The sequence below is a fragment of the Caproicibacter fermentans genome (assembly GCF_014303955.1).
In the GTDB taxonomy this organism is placed as follows: Bacteria; Bacillota; Clostridia; order Oscillospirales; family Acutalibacteraceae; genus Caproicibacter; species Caproicibacter fermentans.
The window spans coordinates 1,072,502-1,089,376 of record NZ_CP060286.1 but is presented as its reverse complement, the minus strand read 5'-3'; the positions used below and the strand labels follow the sequence as shown (position 1 = coordinate 1,089,376).

General features: G+C 46.0%; 16 protein-coding genes, 3 pseudogenes and 2 riboswitches. Of the genes and pseudogenes, 9 read left to right on the top strand and 10 right to left on the bottom strand.

The window, feature by feature from the left end; all coding sequences use genetic code 11:
- Nucleotides 1-2 precede the first annotated feature (2 nt).
- Nucleotides 3-905: an SDR family oxidoreductase gene (locus tag HCR03_RS05410; RefSeq protein ID WP_066648000.1), complete on the top strand. Its 903-nt coding sequence runs from the start codon at nt 3-5 to the stop codon at nt 903-905.
- A gap of 152 nt (nt 906-1,057) precedes the next feature.
- On the opposite strand, the gene pdxT is transcribed toward HCR03_RS05410, so the two are convergent.
- Both pdxT and pdxS read right to left on the bottom strand, forming a co-directional pair.
- A complete protein-coding gene (gene pdxT, locus HCR03_RS05405) occupies nt 1,058-1,657 on the bottom strand; it encodes a pyridoxal 5'-phosphate synthase glutaminase subunit PdxT (RefSeq protein WP_066647997.1) in 600 nt (199 codons plus the stop codon).
- Between the two features lies 1 nt (nt 1,658).
- Nucleotides 1,659-2,540 carry a pyridoxal 5'-phosphate synthase lyase subunit PdxS gene (gene pdxS, locus HCR03_RS05400; protein ID WP_066647994.1) on the bottom strand — a complete coding sequence of 294 codons (882 nt, stop codon included), beginning with the start codon at nt 2,538-2,540 and terminating at the stop codon, nt 1,659-1,661.
- Nucleotides 2,541-2,645: 105 nt separating this feature from the next.
- Between pdxS and HCR03_RS05395 the strand changes: the two genes are divergently transcribed.
- On the top strand, nt 2,646-4,049 hold the full coding sequence (locus HCR03_RS05395) for an aminotransferase-like domain-containing protein (protein WP_187037009.1): 1,404 nt from the start codon (nt 2,646-2,648) through the stop codon (nt 4,047-4,049).
- A 363-nt stretch (nt 4,050-4,412) separates the two neighbouring features.
- Here the strand turns inward: HCR03_RS05395 and hydF are convergent, their stop codons facing one another.
- From hydF to HCR03_RS05370, 5 genes and pseudogenes are all read right to left on the bottom strand, one after another.
- Nucleotides 4,413-5,651 (bottom strand): [FeFe] hydrogenase H-cluster maturation GTPase HydF, encoded by a 1,239-nt coding sequence (gene hydF / locus HCR03_RS05390; protein ID WP_207727265.1) that lies wholly within the window; start codon nt 5,649-5,651, stop codon nt 4,413-4,415.
- Nucleotides 5,652-5,653: 2 nt separating this feature from the next.
- Nucleotides 5,654-7,054, bottom strand: a complete 1,401-nt coding sequence (locus HCR03_RS05385) for an aspartate ammonia-lyase (RefSeq protein ID WP_156990093.1) — start codon at nt 7,052-7,054, stop codon at nt 5,654-5,656.
- 6 nt (nt 7,055-7,060) lie between these two features.
- Nucleotides 7,061-8,128, bottom strand: coding sequence for a [FeFe] hydrogenase H-cluster radical SAM maturase HydE (gene hydE / locus HCR03_RS05380; RefSeq protein WP_066647980.1), 1,068 nt, complete (start codon nt 8,126-8,128; stop codon nt 7,061-7,063).
- 11 nt (nt 8,129-8,139) lie between these two features.
- Nucleotides 8,140-9,592 (bottom strand): annotated as a pseudogene (hydG, locus tag HCR03_RS05375) ([FeFe] hydrogenase H-cluster radical SAM maturase HydG).
- Nucleotides 9,593-9,606: 14 nt separating this feature from the next.
- Nucleotides 9,607-9,864, bottom strand: coding sequence for a TM1266 family iron-only hydrogenase system putative regulator (locus HCR03_RS05370; protein WP_066647974.1), 258 nt, complete (start codon nt 9,862-9,864; stop codon nt 9,607-9,609).
- 412 nt (nt 9,865-10,276) lie between these two features.
- On the opposite strand from HCR03_RS05370, the gene HCR03_RS05365 reads away from it, so the two are divergent.
- The 3 genes from HCR03_RS05365 (at nt 10,277) to HCR03_RS05355 (ending at nt 11,792) form a co-directional block, all read left to right on the top strand.
- Nucleotides 10,277-10,759, top strand: a complete 483-nt coding sequence (locus HCR03_RS05365) for an RNA polymerase sigma factor (protein ID WP_066647965.1) — start codon at nt 10,277-10,279, stop codon at nt 10,757-10,759.
- Entirely contained in the window at nt 10,749-11,339 is a 591-nt protein-coding gene (locus HCR03_RS05360) for a hypothetical protein (RefSeq protein ID WP_066647962.1), read from the top strand. The genes HCR03_RS05365 and HCR03_RS05360 overlap by 11 nt, the downstream gene beginning before the upstream one ends.
- A 219-nt stretch (nt 11,340-11,558) precedes the next feature.
- The gene (locus tag HCR03_RS05355; RefSeq protein WP_066647959.1) at nt 11,559-11,792 is read left to right on the top strand and encodes a hypothetical protein; all 234 of its coding nucleotides are present in this window, start codon (nt 11,559-11,561) and stop codon (nt 11,790-11,792) included.
- A 2-nt stretch (nt 11,793-11,794) separates the two neighbouring features.
- Here the strand turns inward: HCR03_RS05355 and HCR03_RS05350 are convergent, their stop codons facing one another.
- The 3 genes from HCR03_RS05350 to HCR03_RS05340 all read right to left on the bottom strand — a co-directional run bounded on the left by HCR03_RS05350 (nt 11,795) and on the right by HCR03_RS05340 (nt 14,265).
- The gene (locus HCR03_RS05350; protein WP_066647957.1) at nt 11,795-12,430 is read right to left on the bottom strand and encodes a class I SAM-dependent methyltransferase; all 636 of its coding nucleotides are present in this window, start codon (nt 12,428-12,430) and stop codon (nt 11,795-11,797) included.
- Between the two features lie 112 nt (nt 12,431-12,542).
- Nucleotides 12,543-13,328, bottom strand: a complete 786-nt coding sequence (locus tag HCR03_RS05345; RefSeq protein WP_187037007.1) for an N-formylglutamate amidohydrolase — start codon at nt 13,326-13,328, stop codon at nt 12,543-12,545.
- 16 nt (nt 13,329-13,344) lie between these two features.
- The gene (locus HCR03_RS05340; protein WP_187037005.1) at nt 13,345-14,265 is read right to left on the bottom strand and encodes an ECF transporter S component; all 921 of its coding nucleotides are present in this window, start codon (nt 14,263-14,265) and stop codon (nt 13,345-13,347) included.
- Nucleotides 14,266-14,407: 142 nt separating this feature from the next.
- Nucleotides 14,408-14,523: riboswitch (THF riboswitch) on the bottom strand.
- Between the two features lie 67 nt (nt 14,524-14,590).
- Nucleotides 14,591-14,670, bottom strand: a riboswitch (ZMP/ZTP riboswitch).
- A 237-nt stretch (nt 14,671-14,907) separates the two neighbouring features.
- Here HCR03_RS05340 and HCR03_RS05335 point away from each other — a divergent pair.
- The 4 genes and pseudogenes from HCR03_RS05335 to HCR03_RS05320 form a co-directional block, all read left to right on the top strand.
- Nucleotides 14,908-15,471 (top strand): TetR/AcrR family transcriptional regulator, encoded by a 564-nt coding sequence (locus HCR03_RS05335; RefSeq protein WP_066647952.1) that lies wholly within the window; start codon nt 14,908-14,910, stop codon nt 15,469-15,471.
- Entirely contained in the window at nt 15,458-16,183 is a 726-nt protein-coding gene (locus HCR03_RS05330) for a class I SAM-dependent methyltransferase (protein ID WP_156990087.1), read from the top strand. Before HCR03_RS05335 ends, HCR03_RS05330 begins: the two co-directional genes overlap by 14 nt.
- 1 nt (nt 16,184) lies before the next feature.
- Nucleotides 16,185-16,319, top strand: a pseudogene (locus tag HCR03_RS20270) (cysteine-rich KTR domain-containing protein); the annotation flags it as partial.
- Nucleotides 16,320-16,573: 254 nt separating this feature from the next.
- Nucleotides 16,574-16,858: pseudogene (locus HCR03_RS05320) on the top strand (GNAT family N-acetyltransferase); the annotation flags it as partial.
- Nucleotides 16,859-16,875 lie beyond the last annotated feature (17 nt).

Below are 16,875 nucleotides of genomic sequence, written 5' to 3'. Positions count from 1 at the left end.
TAATGGTGCCCACTTATCCTTATCTTGGCAATGAGACGAAATGTATTGAAACGCCGATCACGTTTCCGCCGCAGCATCAGGACGTACAGCCGGGTCTGGAGTATTTGATGAATCCTGTCCCGATTTCCGACAATACAGAATATAAGAGCAGTGAGAAGCTAAAGGGGAAGATTGCCATCATCACAGGAGGAGACAGCGGGATCGGTCGTGCCGTCGCGATTGGATTTGCAAAAGAAGGGGCGGATACTGCCATCGTTTTCACGCCTCGTGAACGTCAGGATGCCGAATTGACCGGAAAGGCTGTGGAATTTTACGGTCAGCACGCGCTTTTGGTGGAAGGGGATCTGAGACAGCCTGATTTTTCAGAAAAGATTGTAGAGGAGGTTCTGGAACGCTTCGGAAAGATTGATATTCTGGTTTTAAACCAGGGGGTTCAATTCCCTCAAAAAAGCATATCGGACATCTCGGACGAACAGCTTGAAAATACGTACCGAACAAATATTTTCCCCAATTTTTACATGACAAAGGCAGCATTGCCTTACCTGAAGCCTGGAAGTTCCATTATATCAACCGCATCCGTGACCGCCTACGCAGGTGAACCGTTGCTGGTGGATTATTCCTCGACAAAAGGTGCAATCGTTTCGTTTACCCGCTCCTTAGCCTTGCAGCTGGTATCCAAAGGAATCCGCGTAAATGCAGTAGCCCCAGGGCCTATCTGGACTCCGCTCATTGTTTCAAGCTTTTCTGACGAATATGTAAAGACTTTTGGATTGGATACCCCAATGAAACGTGCCGGACAGCCGTTTGAGCTTGCTCCGACATATATATATCTTGCAAGCGATGATTCTTCTTTTGTAACCGGTCAAGTACTACATGTTAATGGCGGGACCATGACGGAAACTTGAGGCACCAACAGTTTAGTCCACATCACGCCGTTAAACGGATACAGGGGAGACATTGATTTACGTTGCAAATCAAAAAAATTACCCGAGTTTTTGCCTGAACTGAATTCCAATCAAAACTAATCTTCCATAAGCCTTTGAATCACATGTATTATTCATTTATTATTTTCAACCGCCCGTATCATCTTCTCGATAAAGTACTGATGCACGGCAAGACAGTCTGTCAATTCGGGATGAAAAGAGGTCACAAGCATATTTCTTTCTTTTGCAGCTACAATATGTTTGTTTAGGGAACAAAGCACTTCAACATCTTTGCCGACATTTTCAATCCATGGCGCACGGATGAAAGGAAGCTCAATCCGCTGCTCTGATAGGGCTGGGATATTTTCCGACACGGTAAAACTGTTGATTTGCCGACCATAGGCATTTCGCCGGACTGTTATATCCATCAGCCCCAAGTGTGGATTTTCGCCGATTACATCTTTAGCAAGCAGGATCATACCTGCACATGTGCCCCAAACGGGAAGACCTTGTTTTATCCTTTGTTTCAGCGGTTCAAAAAGGCCAAATTCGATAAGCAATTTTGATATTGTTGTGCTTTCACCACCCGGTAAAATTATGCCATTGACAGATTCCAATGCAGTTAAGGATTTCACTTCAATCGGTTTAACATTCTTGATTTTGCCCAGCATGCTTCTATGTTCTTCGACGGAACCTTGTAAGGATAAAACCCCAACCTGCAAGTCTTTCGCCATTTTACCAGCCCCTTTTAGCAAACTGGTCTTCGGGAGCTATTGTTTTAATATCAATTCCTTTCATAGCCTCTCCAAGCCCTTCGCTTACCTCGGCAAGAATTTCCGGTTTGTCATAATACGCAGCTGCTTTTACAATCGCTTTCGCTCTAGGGAGCGGATGATCGGATTTAAATATGCCGGATCCAACGAAAATCCCTTCACTTCCCAGCTGCATCATCAAAGCTGCATCAGCCGGAGTCGCAATTCCTCCTGCGGCAAAATTGACAACGGGCAGTTTCTTGTTTTCCGCAACCGATACAACCAAATCATAGGGCGCTCCGTTTTCTTTCGCGTAAGTCATAAGTTCCTCTTTTGGCTTATTGGAAAGCTCCCTGATCTCCGACATTACGGTTCTCATATGGCGTACAGCTTCAACGACATTTCCCGTACCCGCCTCTCCTTTTGTACGGATCATGGAGGCCCCTTCGCCTATCCTTCTAAGAGCTTCACCCAGATTTCGAGCACCGCAGACAAACGGAACTTTAAATGCCGATTTATCGATATGATACATTTCATCTGCCGGGGTCAGAACTTCACTCTCGTCGATAAAATCAATGCCGAGAGCCTCAAGAATCTGTGCTTCTGCGATGTGGCCGATCCGTACTTTTGCCATAACGGGAATAGATACGGCTTTTTGAATTTCCTTTATCATTTTGGGGTCGCTCATACGGGCAACTCCGCCCTCGTTTCTGATATCGGCAGGAACCCTTTCCAGAGCCATGACAGCAACTGCACCTGATTCTTGGGCGATTGCAGCTTCCTTTGCATTGGTGACGTCCATAATTACGCCGCCTTTCAGCATCTGGGCAAGATTCCTGTTGAGTCCAAGTCTTTCAGAATCCATTGTTTCCACTCCTTGTCGCATTTATTTGTAATACAATTAATTATAATGTTGACATTGTATGCTGTCAACGGTATAATTGTATGACTTACAAAAGGAGCGTTCTTTATGCAGAAATCATTTTATGACGACTTAACATGGATGCCTAAAATCAATCAAACGGATAAGCCAATGTACTTAGCCATTATGGAAACTTTGGATACCGATATTAGGAATGGAGTTCTAAAGCCGGGCGATAAACTGCCCCCACAACGAGAACTGGCAGATTTTCTTCACATTAATCTCACAACCGTGACAAAAGCGTTTAAGCTTTGCGAACGAAAAGGATTGATCTATGCAACCGTCGGAAAAGGAACTTTTATTTCTGCCGATGCAAATGTTCCGGCAGTTTCACAGGATGACGAATTAGATAACGGATTAATTGAAATGGGGACCATTCGACCATTATATGGCCAAAATAAACTTGTGGTCGAATCTATCAGACAAACGGTTCAAAATATAACAATCGGAAAGTATTTGGAATACGATGAACCCAAGATGAAAATATCTCACCGTGAAATAGGAAGTGAGTGGTTGAAACGATTTCATATCAATGTTAAACCTGAAAATATCGCTATCGCTTCAGGCGCTCAAAATGCGTTGGCGGTTACAATGATCTCATTGTTTCAGCCTGGCGATAAAATTGGCACGGATTCTCTTACTTACACAGGGTATAAAAATCTTGCCAGTACATTTGGCGTTCGCTTGGTTCCTGTTGAAATGGACAGAGATGGCATGAATCCCTCAATGCTAAGCAAAACGTGCAAAAACGAAAGCTTAAAGGGACTGTATTTAATACCGGAATGTCAAAATCCTACAACATGTACAATGCCAATTTCACGCCGACAGAAGATAGCTGAAATTATTAAGGCAAATAACTTGATTTTGATAGAAGATGATACCTACTCTTTTTTGAAAAATTCAGAACTGGCTCCTGTGTCACAATTCATTCCGGAGCAAAGCATTTATATTAATTGCACGTCTAAATCCTTAAGCGCGGGCTTGAGGGTGGCGTTCATGGCTGTTGCCCCAAAATTACATGATCAAATTAGTCGTGGGATTTACAACATAAATCTAAATACATCCCACTTTAATGTAGAAATCGTAGCCAATCTTATAGAAACCGGTTTGGCAGATCAAATTCTCGAAGCGAAAAGGTTGGAAGCAGAAACGCGGAATAAGCTCACGGATGAAATCCTAAACGGCTTCACCGTGCAAGGGAACAAACGTGATTACTTCAGGTGGCTTCTATTGCCGGATGGATGGACTGGGAAAGAATTTGAATATTGCGCTAAATTGTCAGGGGTGCAAATTTATTGTGCTGAGCGGTTTGCGGTTGGCAGCAATCCCGTACCGTCCGCCGTTCGAATTGCCACTGCGTCAGTCAAGAATAAAGAGGAGCTTATCAAGGGTTTGACCATATTAAAAAATTTAACAAATAAGGAACCTGATGTTACGCCGTTCATCGTATAAAAATTTTCTCTTTGCAACCCAATAGAGCCCAGTGCACATGCAAGGCTATTCCTGCTTATGCTCTGGGCTAATTGTTTTTTTAAACTTTTGATACCGCATCAGGCTTTGTGTAAAAGCTGAATAGGAGACTTCCTTTCAGACAAGAACGAGGGTAAGAAAAATCAAGTCTGAAGGAAGTCTTTTCATGAGCACAGTCATCGCAGGCGAATCGGATGAAACTCTTGGTTATCGAAACGGGATTCCGCAGATTGAATCAAGGGGGGAATTGGTAAATATTCGCGGTTGAAATAGAGGGTCTGACTAAGACTCTAAAAAAGCAGAAAATATGAAAGACAGTCAATCTTTCCCTGAAAAAGGGCGAGTTTATTTAAAATTAATCTCATCCAAAGCCATGCTTGCGGCGGGAAATGGCTTAATCGCTCTCGGGAGTATCCCCATCACGTAAGCGATGAGCACTCCGTAATTGGTTATGGATACGCCCTGTTCCCGCGCTTTTTCGACACGGTATTGCATTTCTCTGCGGTTTAACATGCAGCCGCCGCAATGTACGATAACGGCGTATTCGGAGATATCCTTCGGGTAGCGCGCACCCGATACCCATTCGAATTGAATCTCGCCTCCCGCAATCTGGCGTATCCAGCGCGGAATTTTTACTTTCCCGATGTCGTCTGCCTGATCGTGATGCGTGCAGCCTTCCACAATAAGCACCTTATCTCCGGGAACCAGATGTTCGATACGCTTGATTCCCCGCACCATCTCCGCAAGGTCCCCCTTCTGCCGCGCAAATAGAATGGAAAACGAGGTCATCGGTATCTCGGGCGGCGTGTCGGCGGAAACCTTAAGAAACGCCTGCGAATCGGTAATGACAATGGCCGGGGGAGAGTTTAAACGCTCGAGCGCATGCTTCAGCTCATGTTCCTTGGTTATTACAGCGATCGCGTCCTTTTCGATGATGTCGCGAATCGTCTGCTGCTGGGGAAGGATGAGCCTACCCTTCGGTGCCGCTTTGTCAATGGGCGTCACCAGCACCGCGACGTCGCCGGAATTGACCAAATCACCCACTAAGGCGGGCTCCGCATCCTCAAAATTCGAGCTTGAAATGATTTGTTTTATCACCTTGTCGATTCCAAAGCGTGTCGCCGCACTGGCATAGATAAGCGGAATTTCGGGTGCGGATTTGATTTTTAGACTTTCGGGAGGAACTCCCTCGTCGCACTTGTTCAGTACGCAGATGCACGGTATTTTGCGTCTTTCCAACTGTTCGATAAATTCAGTGTCAAACTCGGTGATTCCCTCGTGGATATCCGCCGCTACGATGGCAAGGTTGCATTTCCGCAGAACCTCATAGGTCCTTTCCACGCGCAGCTTTCCGAGATTCCCGGTATCGTCGAGCCCTGCCGTGTCGATAAACACGACCGGGCCCAGAGGCAAAAGCTCCATCGCCTTATATACCGGGTCCGTCGTAGTGCCCGCGACTTCGGAGGTGACGGCGATGTTCTGCCCTGTGATCGCGTTGATAAGGGACGATTTCCCGGCGTTCCTCCTGCCGAAAAGTCCAATCGTAAATCTGTTTGCCATCGGAGTGGCGTTCATGTCTGCCATCGTTATCTCTCCTTTGACGTTCTCATTTCGGGAGCGGTTAGCCGTTCCGGCCTCAGGATCTCCGACAAAGTCCCTTCGTCCAGAAGTCCCAATTCCAAAACCGCTTCGCGAACTGTTTTTCCCGTGTTCAGGCAGAACCCCGCGACCATTGATGCCTTGTCATAGCCGATATATCCGGTCAGCGCGGTCACTACCGCGAAGCTGTCCGTTAGCTTTCGGGCACAGATATCGCCGTTTGCCCGTATCCCTTTTATGCAGCGTTCTATAAATATGGGGAGCACGTGGTTCAGCATATCAAGCATTTCAAACATATTTTTGGCAATTAAGGGCAAAAAGGCGTTGAGCTCGAGCTGCCCCGCCTGTGCGGCCAACGTTACCGCCGTATCATCCGCCATAATCTGAAACGCCGCCTGATTGACCGACTCGCATATCACGGGATTCACTTTTCCGGGCATAATTGAGGAACCCGCCTGCACGGAGGGCAGCGTTATTTCCCCGAATCCCGCTTTCGGACCAGACGACAGAAGCCGCAGGTCGTTTGCTATTTTCGCGAGATTCACAGCGGCCGCTTTCAGAAGGCCGGATACCTCGACGAAGACATCGCAATTCTGGGTTGGGTCCATCATATATTCGGCGCGCGCAAGCCCGATGCCAGTAAGCTCCCGCAGCTTTTCAATCACCGTGAATATGTATGCTTTCGGAGCGTTGATCCCGGTACCCACGGCGGTCCCGCCGATGTTGACCTGTCGGAGCCGTTCCTCCGCCTTGTACAGCCGCCATCGGTCCCGGGCCACAGCCTGAGCCCATGCCCCGAATTCCTGACCGAGTGTTACCGGAACGGCGTCCTGAAGCTGCGTCCGGCCGACCTTCAAAACGGAGGCGAATTCCTGTTCCTTTTCCTGCAGGGCGGTCTGGAGCGCGGCGAACAGCTCAGTTACGGGCTTGAGCAGGCGAATTAGAGCAATGCGCACTGCCGTCGGGAATACGTCGTTCGTCGATTGGTGAAGATTTACATGGTCAAGAGGATGGACGATGCTATAGTCGCCTTTTTTTCCGCCGAGCAGCTCGATGGCTCGGTTGGCGATCACCTCGTTGACATTCATGTTCGTAGACGTGCCGGCCCCGCCCTGCATACAGTCCACGGGGAACTGATCCCTCAGCGCGCCTGACAGGATTTCGTCGCAGGCCGATATGATCGCTTCGGCAATTCGGCTGTCCAGAGCGCCTAAGCTCCGGTTCACCGCCGCCGCCGCCTTTTTCACCGTTACCACAGCTTCAATGAGCGCCGGATGAATGGGAACTCCCGTTATGGCAAAGTTCGTCAATGCTCTCGCCGTGTGGATTCCGTAATAAGCGTTATCGTCTATTAAAAGCTCTCCCAGAAAATCATGCTCTGTGCGCATAGCCGCCTATCCTTTCTGAAAATCCGCGTGGTCTCCCCTGGAGAAATCGGGCTTAAGCCCAAGACCCTTTATTTGTCGTTTGAGAACGGAAAGTCCTTCCGCGGCCTCGCTGCCGGTGGCAAGCTTGTTGTCATACAGGGAGAAATCTTTCCTGTGCTCGTATGGCGTCAGGTTCGGCATAACAACGTTTGCCCCCGCCAGAAGTCCTTTTTCACGGCCGTTTTTATCCGACGTTGCGAGTGCCGTTGTAGCGGGCAGCAGCACCTTGGGCAGCAAGCATCTCACAAGCGACAGCAGAATTGGCGTGCTTTTGGGCGGCGGGGAAGGGAAACCCGCGAATCTAGTTTCCTTATGCGGTATAAAGGGACCTATCCCGGCCATATGCGGCTGGAGATCGCGCAGAAAAATGATATCCTCTGCCAGTGTTTCATAGGTCTGAAACGGGGAACCGACCATAAGGCCGGCCCCGACCTGATAGCCGAGCTCTTTCAGGTCGTACAGGCACCGTTTCCGATTTTTTAGGGCCTGCTCCGGCGGGTGGAGCTTTGCGTAATGCGCTTCATCGGCTGTTTCATGGCGCAGAAGATACCGGTCGGTGCCGGCGGCAAAAAGCCGGCGATAGGATTCGCGGCTTCGTTCTCCAACGGAAAGCGTTACCGCACATTCCGGAAAAAGCTCTTTTATCCCCGAAACGATACCGCATAATACCTCGTCCGAAAAAAACATGTCTTCGCCGCTTTGCAACACGAAGGTCCGAAAGCCCAGATCATATCCGGACCGGCAGCAATCAATGATTTCATTCTTTGTAAGCCTGTATCTCGCCGCTTTCCGGTTGCTTCTCCTTATCCCGCAGTAATAGCAGTCGTTTTTGCAGAAGCTTGAAAATTCGATTAGCCCGCGAAAGAAAACCCTGTCGCCGTAGCTTGCCTTTCTTGTTTCTCCGGCCAGACGGAAGAGCTCAAAAAGATCATCCTCCTGAGCTTCCTCTTCCAAAAATCGGATCAAGGCGAGTAATTCCCGTTTATTCGCCGAGGCTAAAAAATCGGACAGCTGCCTGGCTGCTCCGTTTTCCATATCCGCCGCTCCTATAAACGAAGGTCGCGCTCGCCGTTTTCTATTCTATTTAGATTTTCCTGTATTGTCTGATATACCGTTTCCCCTTTAAAGCGTTCGATATGCCGCTTGAGTACCTGTTCTCCCTTTGCTTTCGTCTCTGGCGACGCATAATCAAGCAGATATTCCTTCAGCGTAAAAATTGCGTTTGGGATACAGAAGTTATGTACGAATTTCGATTTTGCCACCTTCATAAACTGCTCGCCGGTTCGCCCCGCCCTGTAACATGCGGTGCAGAAAGACGGAATACAGTTCATATCGCAAATTTCGCTGACCACCCCCGTCCAAAGAACGCGGATCGTTTATGGTGAACTGTTCTTTGTCGGGAAGCTCGTTCGCTTTTATTGACTGCGCGTAGGCGCCGACTCCTATACGGGTTCCCGCGTCGATTTGCGAGACCCCGAACGGGATAACCTCCCGCCGCACCTTGTCGGGTTCCCTGGCGGTGCAAATAAGGCCGGTGTAGGGAACGGACAAACGCAGAATCGCGACCAGCTTCTTGAAATCGCTGTCGCTGACGGCATACTGGGGATTGATTGAAAACGGAGTGCCTGTGGCGGGCGTTATGCGAGGGAAGGAAATCGTATGCGGCCCGACGCCGTTGAAATTTTCCTCAAGGTGGATCGTATGATATAAAAGTCCCATGACCTCAAAACGCCAGTCGTAAAGTCCAAATAATACGCCAATGCCGTTGTCGTCCACGCCCGCCTCCTGCGCTCTGTCCATGCAGTACAATCTCCAGCGGTAGTGGCCTTTAATAGTCCCTTGCGGGTGCATTTTACGGTAGGTTTCATGATGGTACGTCTCCTGAAACACCTGGAAGGTCCCGATTCCCACTTTCTTCAGCTTCCTAAGTTCCTCTGCGGTCAGGGGGGCACAGTTTATATTAGCACGCCGTATTTCGCCGTGTTCCGTCTTGACACTGTAAACCTTTTTGATCGAATCGCACATAAAATCGACCTGGGTGGCGGGAGATTCTCCATAGACAAGAACGGTGCGTTTCTGCCCCTCTTCGATCATAATCCGAACTTCCTGCTCGATTTCCTCCATCGTCAGAGTTTTTCGGCGCATCGCGGTATTGCTGCTGCGGAAGCCGCAATATGCGCAGTTATTTGCACATTCGTCGCTGATATAAAGCGGTGCGAAAAACACAATTCGGTCGCCGTATACATCTTCCTTCAGCTGATGGGCCAATTCATACATCTCGTGCAGCATACTCTCGTCTTTGTTTTGCAGAAGGATTGCAGTCTCCTCCGGCTCAAGCCGGATACATTGCTCCGCTTTCTTCAAAACGATTCGCACGTCTGCTTTCGAAGGGTTTTTCCACTTGTTCAACTGCGCCCAGATTTTATTCTCGTCAATGAAATCATGATCAAGCTTGTCATACTGCGCAAACTCTTTTTGGTACTTTTCAAGAAAATTCATGCATATACCCCTTTCTATAACTGTTGGCTACTTTTGGTGATCATCGATTTGACCGTAGCCCCGGTAATCCTGCCGAGCTTTCCGGTTAGCGCGCTGATTTCGTCATTGCTTCCGTCCACTATTAATGATATGACGGAAACGCCCCGCTCTCGATAGGGAAGCCCCATCCTGCCTACAATAAGCCCGGCATATTCGTGCAGAACGGCATTTACACGTTCCACACAGGATGAATTTTCGATCACAATGCCCACGATGCCTATCTTTTTGTCCACTTTAAAACCTCCTTCAAAAATTAATGCTCCCTTTCCGTACGAAAGGCGGAAAGGGAGCATTACGGCAAAACAGAGTACTCAATACCGAATGTGCGTCTTTCCGCTCGGAAACACCTTGCGGTCAGGTAAAACTACCGGCCCTGTATCCTCGGGCAAAACCTGCGCGCGGATACATTGCAACTTGATACTTATTCGCTTATACTTTAGCATAATACAGTAATAAGTGGATGTCAATAAATCATTCTTAAGTTTTCTGCGTGAAAATCAAATAAAGAACTGAACTTATCCGGAGAATCAGTAATTTTTACTATTATCGAAATTTTTTTAAGATTTGAGGAGATCTTGTAACCTTTCACTATTCTCATTTGTATTATTGGTGAAAGGCTTTTCAAACAGATCAAGGAGCATGCTTATGAAACCATCCGTAGAGATACTGGTTGAAAAATACCAAAGCAACCTTTATGCTGCGGCGTTTAACATGTGCAAAAACGCGCAGGATGCTGAGGATGTTGTTCAGGATACCTTTATCCAGTATTTATCACACAAAAAAGGTTTTGAATCAGAACAGCATATCCGCGCTTGGCTTATCCGGGTGGCAATTAACAAGGCAAAGAATAAGAACAATACTTTTTTCAGGCGGAATTCACTGCCATTGGAGGATTACATAGAAACATTGACGTTTGAGTCGGAGGAGTCCTCCGAATTATTTGAAGCAGTGATGAAACTTCCGGAAAAGTATCGCATCGTCATTCATCTGTTTTACTATGAGGATTATTCAGTGAATGAAATCGCGGATATCTTGAGGGTGACGCCAAGCAATGTAAAGGTAAGGTTATCGCGCGGAAGAATGTCGCTCCGCAACACATTAAAGGAGGTATGGGAAGATGACGAATAAGGAAAAATACAAACAGGCGTTTTCTGCAATTCATGCCTCTGACGATTTTTCTTTGGAGGTAGAAAAAATGGAAAGAACAAAGAAACAGCATAAATTCAAAACAATGATTTCTTTTGTTGCCGTCTGTGTGATGATTGTGGGCAGCGCCACAGCTGCATACGCCGCGGATGTAGGCGGAATTCAGCGCACTATCCAGCTTTGGATTCACGGCGATCAAACGGAGGCAACTCTTCAGTTCGATGGAAATGGAAATTACAGCATGGACTACACGGACGGCGAAGGAAATGTGAAGCATCAAGCTGGAGGCGGGGTTGCATTCTCACCTGACGGAACTGAAATACCTGCGTCGGAAGAAGAACTTACGGAACAGTTGACGGCCCCGGATGTGGAATATGAGGATGACGGCTCCGTTTGGGTTTACTGGCTCGATCAAAAAGTTGCCATCACCGATAAGTTCGATAATGGCGTTTGCTATGTCAAGCTTGAAAGCGGCAAGGAAACCCTGTACATGACCGTAAAGTATCAAAATGGTTATTCCACCAGCCCTCATAAATACCCGAACCCTTCTGAGTTTAACTGACGGCGTGCTAGGCGCAGAACTGAATTGAGCTTGTGAAAAGTGCTTTTGTACAGAGATTAGTTAGTGTTTAATTTCACCACACAATATAATCCGACCGACTTATCACAAGATTGAGCCGTTGCATCGCAGCAAAGATGCAACGGCTTTTTGCTTTCTTATAAACCCAATAGAGGGGTCTGTGTGACAAGAAAAACGTAACAGAAAAAAGGAGCTATCACGATGGCAGAAACGCGAAAAAATATGATGGAATTCAAAAAGCGCGCGATTCGAATAAGTTCGGCAGCTGTAACTAAAGCTGCTGAAAGCCTTGGAATCAGCAGCAACATGCTGGATGGCGGAAAAAACACACCCCGGATCGCGATAAACGGAGGCGGCACAGCAGCGGAATGCGTGCAGGCTGAATTTCCGGATAAAAGATTGTATCGGGTGTTTAACTTAGGCATGAACCGATAGAATCAGGAAAGTTTCCTTCCTATGAAATAAAATCCATTCGATTTATGCCCGTTCATAGTCGTAAATGTCAGGCGTTCATATTTCAATGTGCTGAAATCAGCCAGAAGCTCCTTCAGCCATTTTTCTGAGTGATGGCGGAGGACAGCACCTTCCGGTAATTCAAAGACTCCATAGATGCCATATTTTGCTTCAAATTTTTGATAGCGGGCTTGATTCCTTTCATCAGAATTGATCAGGAAATCGTTGATGTAGAGAATTCCGGCAGGTTTTAATACACGATTTATTTCGGAAATCAGAGCCTGCTGTTCTTCATTGCTTCTGATACAAGTCAGGACGGCAAAGAGTATCACTGCGTCTATACTATGATCCGGCAAATCAATCCCTGCATCTTTTTTCAAACGGAGGTCAAGATAAGGAGCCTGCTGTTTTCCCCGTTCGATCATTCCCTGCGAAAAATCCATGCCGATCAGATGCCTGTAACCAAAATGGTGCAATTCGTCCAGTGTACGGCCATAGCCGCACCCGACATCAAGAATGACGGCATTGAGATTGAGATAATTGGAGAACTCGCCGGCCTGAAAAGGCGTTGTAAACTGCTTCGTCTCTGAAACATTGTTCCAGTAATCTTTTTGTTCCATCGGATAATTCCTCCTTGTGTGCTTTTTATTGATGATATCGGTTTACGTAGAAATCACTTCCATTGTTGGCCATGCAACGTCAGCTATGCGCTGCGATTGCGCCTGCTTTTATTTACTCCCAAAAACAAGGCAGCCGCATAAACGCTTCCTTTAGCCTCTGCTTTGCCGACTGAAAAAGCATTTCGTTTCTGTCCGTTAGTTCCTCCTCGCCAAAGTAGCGGTTGTCAATATATTTGGTATAACGAAGCTCCATCATTATGCCCTCAATCCGCTCACCAAAAAGCTCACGGTAATGGTTAATAATGTGTCCTCCCAAGTTTGCATTCTCTATAACACTGTAGCCTTGTGCTGCAAGATTTTCATGCAGTCGATGCAATGTCTGTTCAGAGGACGTAACGCCGCGTCGGTTGGATAAATAAATATCCTGACTGCCGCCGTCGCCAAAATCAAGGAAGAAGCTGTGCAGGTCCAAAAGGAGAACCGATGGATACACTTTTAATTTTTCACGCAACAGCTTTTCAAGCGCCTGATGGTAAGGATTATAATACAGGCTTACCCGGCGGTTAATTTCATTCTCATCCAGCGGTGAAGAATACAAAGGGCTACCTTGAGTATTTTCCTGATAGACCACGGTTTTGCGGTAATCCCCATGTCTTGCACTATTGGCCGGTCGGTTCATGTCAACTACATAGCGGCTTAGGTGGTTGATTATTGTTGTGCATCCCATTGCAGGAAGAAAGTCGTATAGCTCCGGCAAAAACCAATCTGTGTTTGACAGACAGGCACCATCAAGTAGGCTGCTGCGAATGTCTTCGGGGACAAAGGTGCTGCTGTGTGGTAAATCAATCACCACCGGAAACAGATGTGTATTTTCGTTTAAAACCGTATAGTGCTTCATGGTTGTTACTCCAATCCTACGAATCCTTTGGGTCCCTTTCTAGCTTAACGGATGGCCCGTCCATTATCTCTTGCACGGTTTTCTGTTTTCTGCAAATACCCAGCAGTAAGGCTACAAAATATGCCTTGACTGTATTCCCAAGGATTTCTTCAATCACTCTGGGAATCCATATGACTGCAAACGGCAGTACCTTCCATGCGGTAAAGATTGTTTCGCACAGGACGATGGTATTGAGAGTGGTAACAATCAGGCCGGAACCGATCATAGCGATAAGAAGCTGGGGGATCCGCCCCCTGCTTGTGTCATGAACAAGCTTTTTCGATAGGAAAAGATCAGAGGCTAACAACAGGATGCCGAGAGCTGCGTATCCAATCATTGCGGTTGTGACCCAAGAGATATAGGTTGTCAGGTTTCCCGACGGATCTTTTGCACCAAGGGTTCTTTCAATCAACATTTTGCTGATAAGGTGCATGTTGTCCGTATTGATGTTTTCTTTTTGTACATGATTGTAGAATTCACTATCAACGCCATCGGCAGCGAGAAACGCAATATTACAAATCCCTGCAAATAACATGAGCGCGGAAAAAATTGCAACTGCAATTCTCATTTTCCTGCTGTCTTTGTTGCGAAGAGCAGACCATAATGCGCCCCGGATAAATCCACCGGCAGCTACGACCAGCGTCATAAGAGGGATATAGGTTCCCACGGGTTTTAAAAGGTAACCCAAAAAATCAGAAAGGCCGGACACAACAGCTCCATACACAGGCCCGAACAACAGGGATGGCATGATGGAGAAAATCCCGGAAATGCCAACGCTCATTCCATTTTGTCCAAACATCGGTATGTAGAAAGAAAATGTTGTTTTTAAAACAAGTGAAATACTGAGAAATACCGCAGAGATTGTGATGCGGCGCACATATAAAGTTGAATCTTTCAATTTAACTTCTCCTTTCATAATCGTGACATAGAAAGTTTACGGTTAAATTGATTTTCTAAGTTGTGACCATTAAATACACCTCCTGTCATGCAGCACAGCTACACAACAAGAGGCACAATCATGACACCGCTTCTCCTTATGCAGCAGCGGGATGCGAACCTTGTACCGCAAGCCCTGAAAGGCTTTTCGTCCCTCTGACAACTCCCCGTTCAGAAGGCACTGTAAATCAATGATTTACGCACAACGTTCTACTCTGCTCATGATTCAAATGTTCTCTGAATGATATGAACTGCATTCAGAAAATAAAAAAGACCCACCAATCCAAGCATCATGCCCAGACGGTCGGCTTCCAAAACGCTGTACTCCCTGTGGTTAAATCCACCTCCGTCAGTCATACAGCACATTTATATTACCACTGCCCATTAGTATTGTCAACTTCAAGACATAAGAATTTTATTAGACTCGTTGCCGTGAGCCTTTAAAAATTTCTGCTACCTGGGCCCTCTTTGTTTGCGAAAACATCGAGGAAAACGGGGAGATCCACAAAAAACTATGACCCTTGACAAATTGTATAATTATTTGTACAATAACTAATGTTATCAATAACATTAGTTATTGTTACGACTGGAGGTGCTTGAATAAATGCCTGCTAAAAAGCAAATCTCAAAAGAAGCAATATTACAGGCCTCATTAGAGATTGTACGTGAATGCGGATTGAACGCTGTAAATGCAAGAAATCTTGCTGAAAAATTGCAGTGTTCCACACAACCGATTTATCTTTCTTTTACAGGAATGGACGAGCTAAAAGTTGCAGTTACACGGATGATTGATAAAGAATATGATCTATTTGTGAAAAGACGTATTGACAGAAACAATTATGTGATTAGTAAGGCTAAAGCGCACGTTTTGTTTGCTTTATATGAAAAGAACCTATATACAGCTATGTTTTTATCAAACACATTAGAGGGAATAAGTCTTGACGAGATAGTAAATGCTGAATGGAATCAAAAAGCGATATCATCAATAACGTCTGACTTTAGGATTGATAAACCTACTGCTGAAAAAATTTTTATTGATATTTGGCTTTTGTCAAGTGGTCTTGCTACCGAGCTTGCCGCAAATAAAATGAGAATAAATGAAACTGATATTCAATCGTTATTAAGTGGATTTTATGAAAGGATGAAAAATTGTTATGCTGAAAAGTAAAATCCGAACTCAGGAAGAAACAGAAAAATATCTAGAAGAATTAAAGGATTGGCTTGATGGGGTAAAGAATGCTCCCGTGGAAGGAATGGCGGATTTTTTCGCGAATAGGATTAGTGAATATAATAATGTTCATTTAAAAAATTGGGGCGAGGAATACGCTCATATCGCAGATTTCTTTGATGATGGTTTGAAAACATTATTTGATATTGGTTGCGGCACGGGTTTAGAGCTTGAATCAATCTACAAGAGATTTCCCGAAGTCAAGGTTACAGGCATCGATTTGTCTGAATCTATGCTTGATAAATTGAGAAAAAGCTATGGTGATAAAAACATTCAAATAATCAATGCGGACTATTTTGAATACGCGTTTGAGGAAAACAAGTTTGACGCTGCTATGTCTTTTGAGACACTTCATCATTTTAAATATGAAAAAAAACAACTGATTTATAGTAAGCTTTATCAGACGATAAAAGCTGGTGGATATTATATAGAATGTGACTACATTGCCTGTTGCGATGAAGAGGAAGCGCTTTGTCTTGAGGGATATGAATATAGGCGCAAGCAAAATAATATACCCGAAGATATGTTGATACATATTGATATTCCACTGACATTGGAACATCAATTTGAACTTATGAAAAATGCCGGTTTTAGAACTGCTAAGGCTTTGTATCAAAATTGTGGAACAGTAATTATTAGAGCAGAAAAATAGCGATACAATACTCGAAAACTTCCCCCTATACTGTCCTAGGTGTAGACAAGAATCCCTAATCAATGAGCCAGACGCTAAGACACAGAGCCGATCGTCCTTGGAGGGTGTACGTAAGACCCATTGTTCCTCATTCTAACTGCTTTGTCGTGCCTTTCACCCACATATAGTAATAGACGGTTAAAATATGGTTCTGAAAGGCGTGGGGGGGAGCAGCGATCTGATCGCATAACGGAAATGAAGAGCGATCCCGCTGCTCAGTTTATGAGTCTGTATGCGGAACGGCCAACTCCACACGGCGGCCGGGGGCTATCTATTTTGTTTCCTGTGTGCTATAATGACGGGGAAATATCAGGAAAGAAAGGAGACACTTAACGTGCCGGCTTTTGGCTTCTTGTCCGCAGGGAAGCCCGCGTTGTGGTAGGATCCGTCGACTTTAAAGCGCCTCCCGATCAAAATGGGGAAGTGGAAATCGGGTACGGACTGGGAAACAAATACGAACACCACGGCTATATGACGGAAGCGGTTCAGGCAATGTGCGAGTGGACTTTCAAACAGGAATCGGTAAAGCATGTAACGGCCGAGACGGAAACCGGCAACCTTCCGTCTCAAAAAGTCCTGACCCGCTGTGGATTCAAACTGTTCAGGCAGGGTGAAACTTACTGGTGGAAACGGTAAATACGGCAGTTGTATTG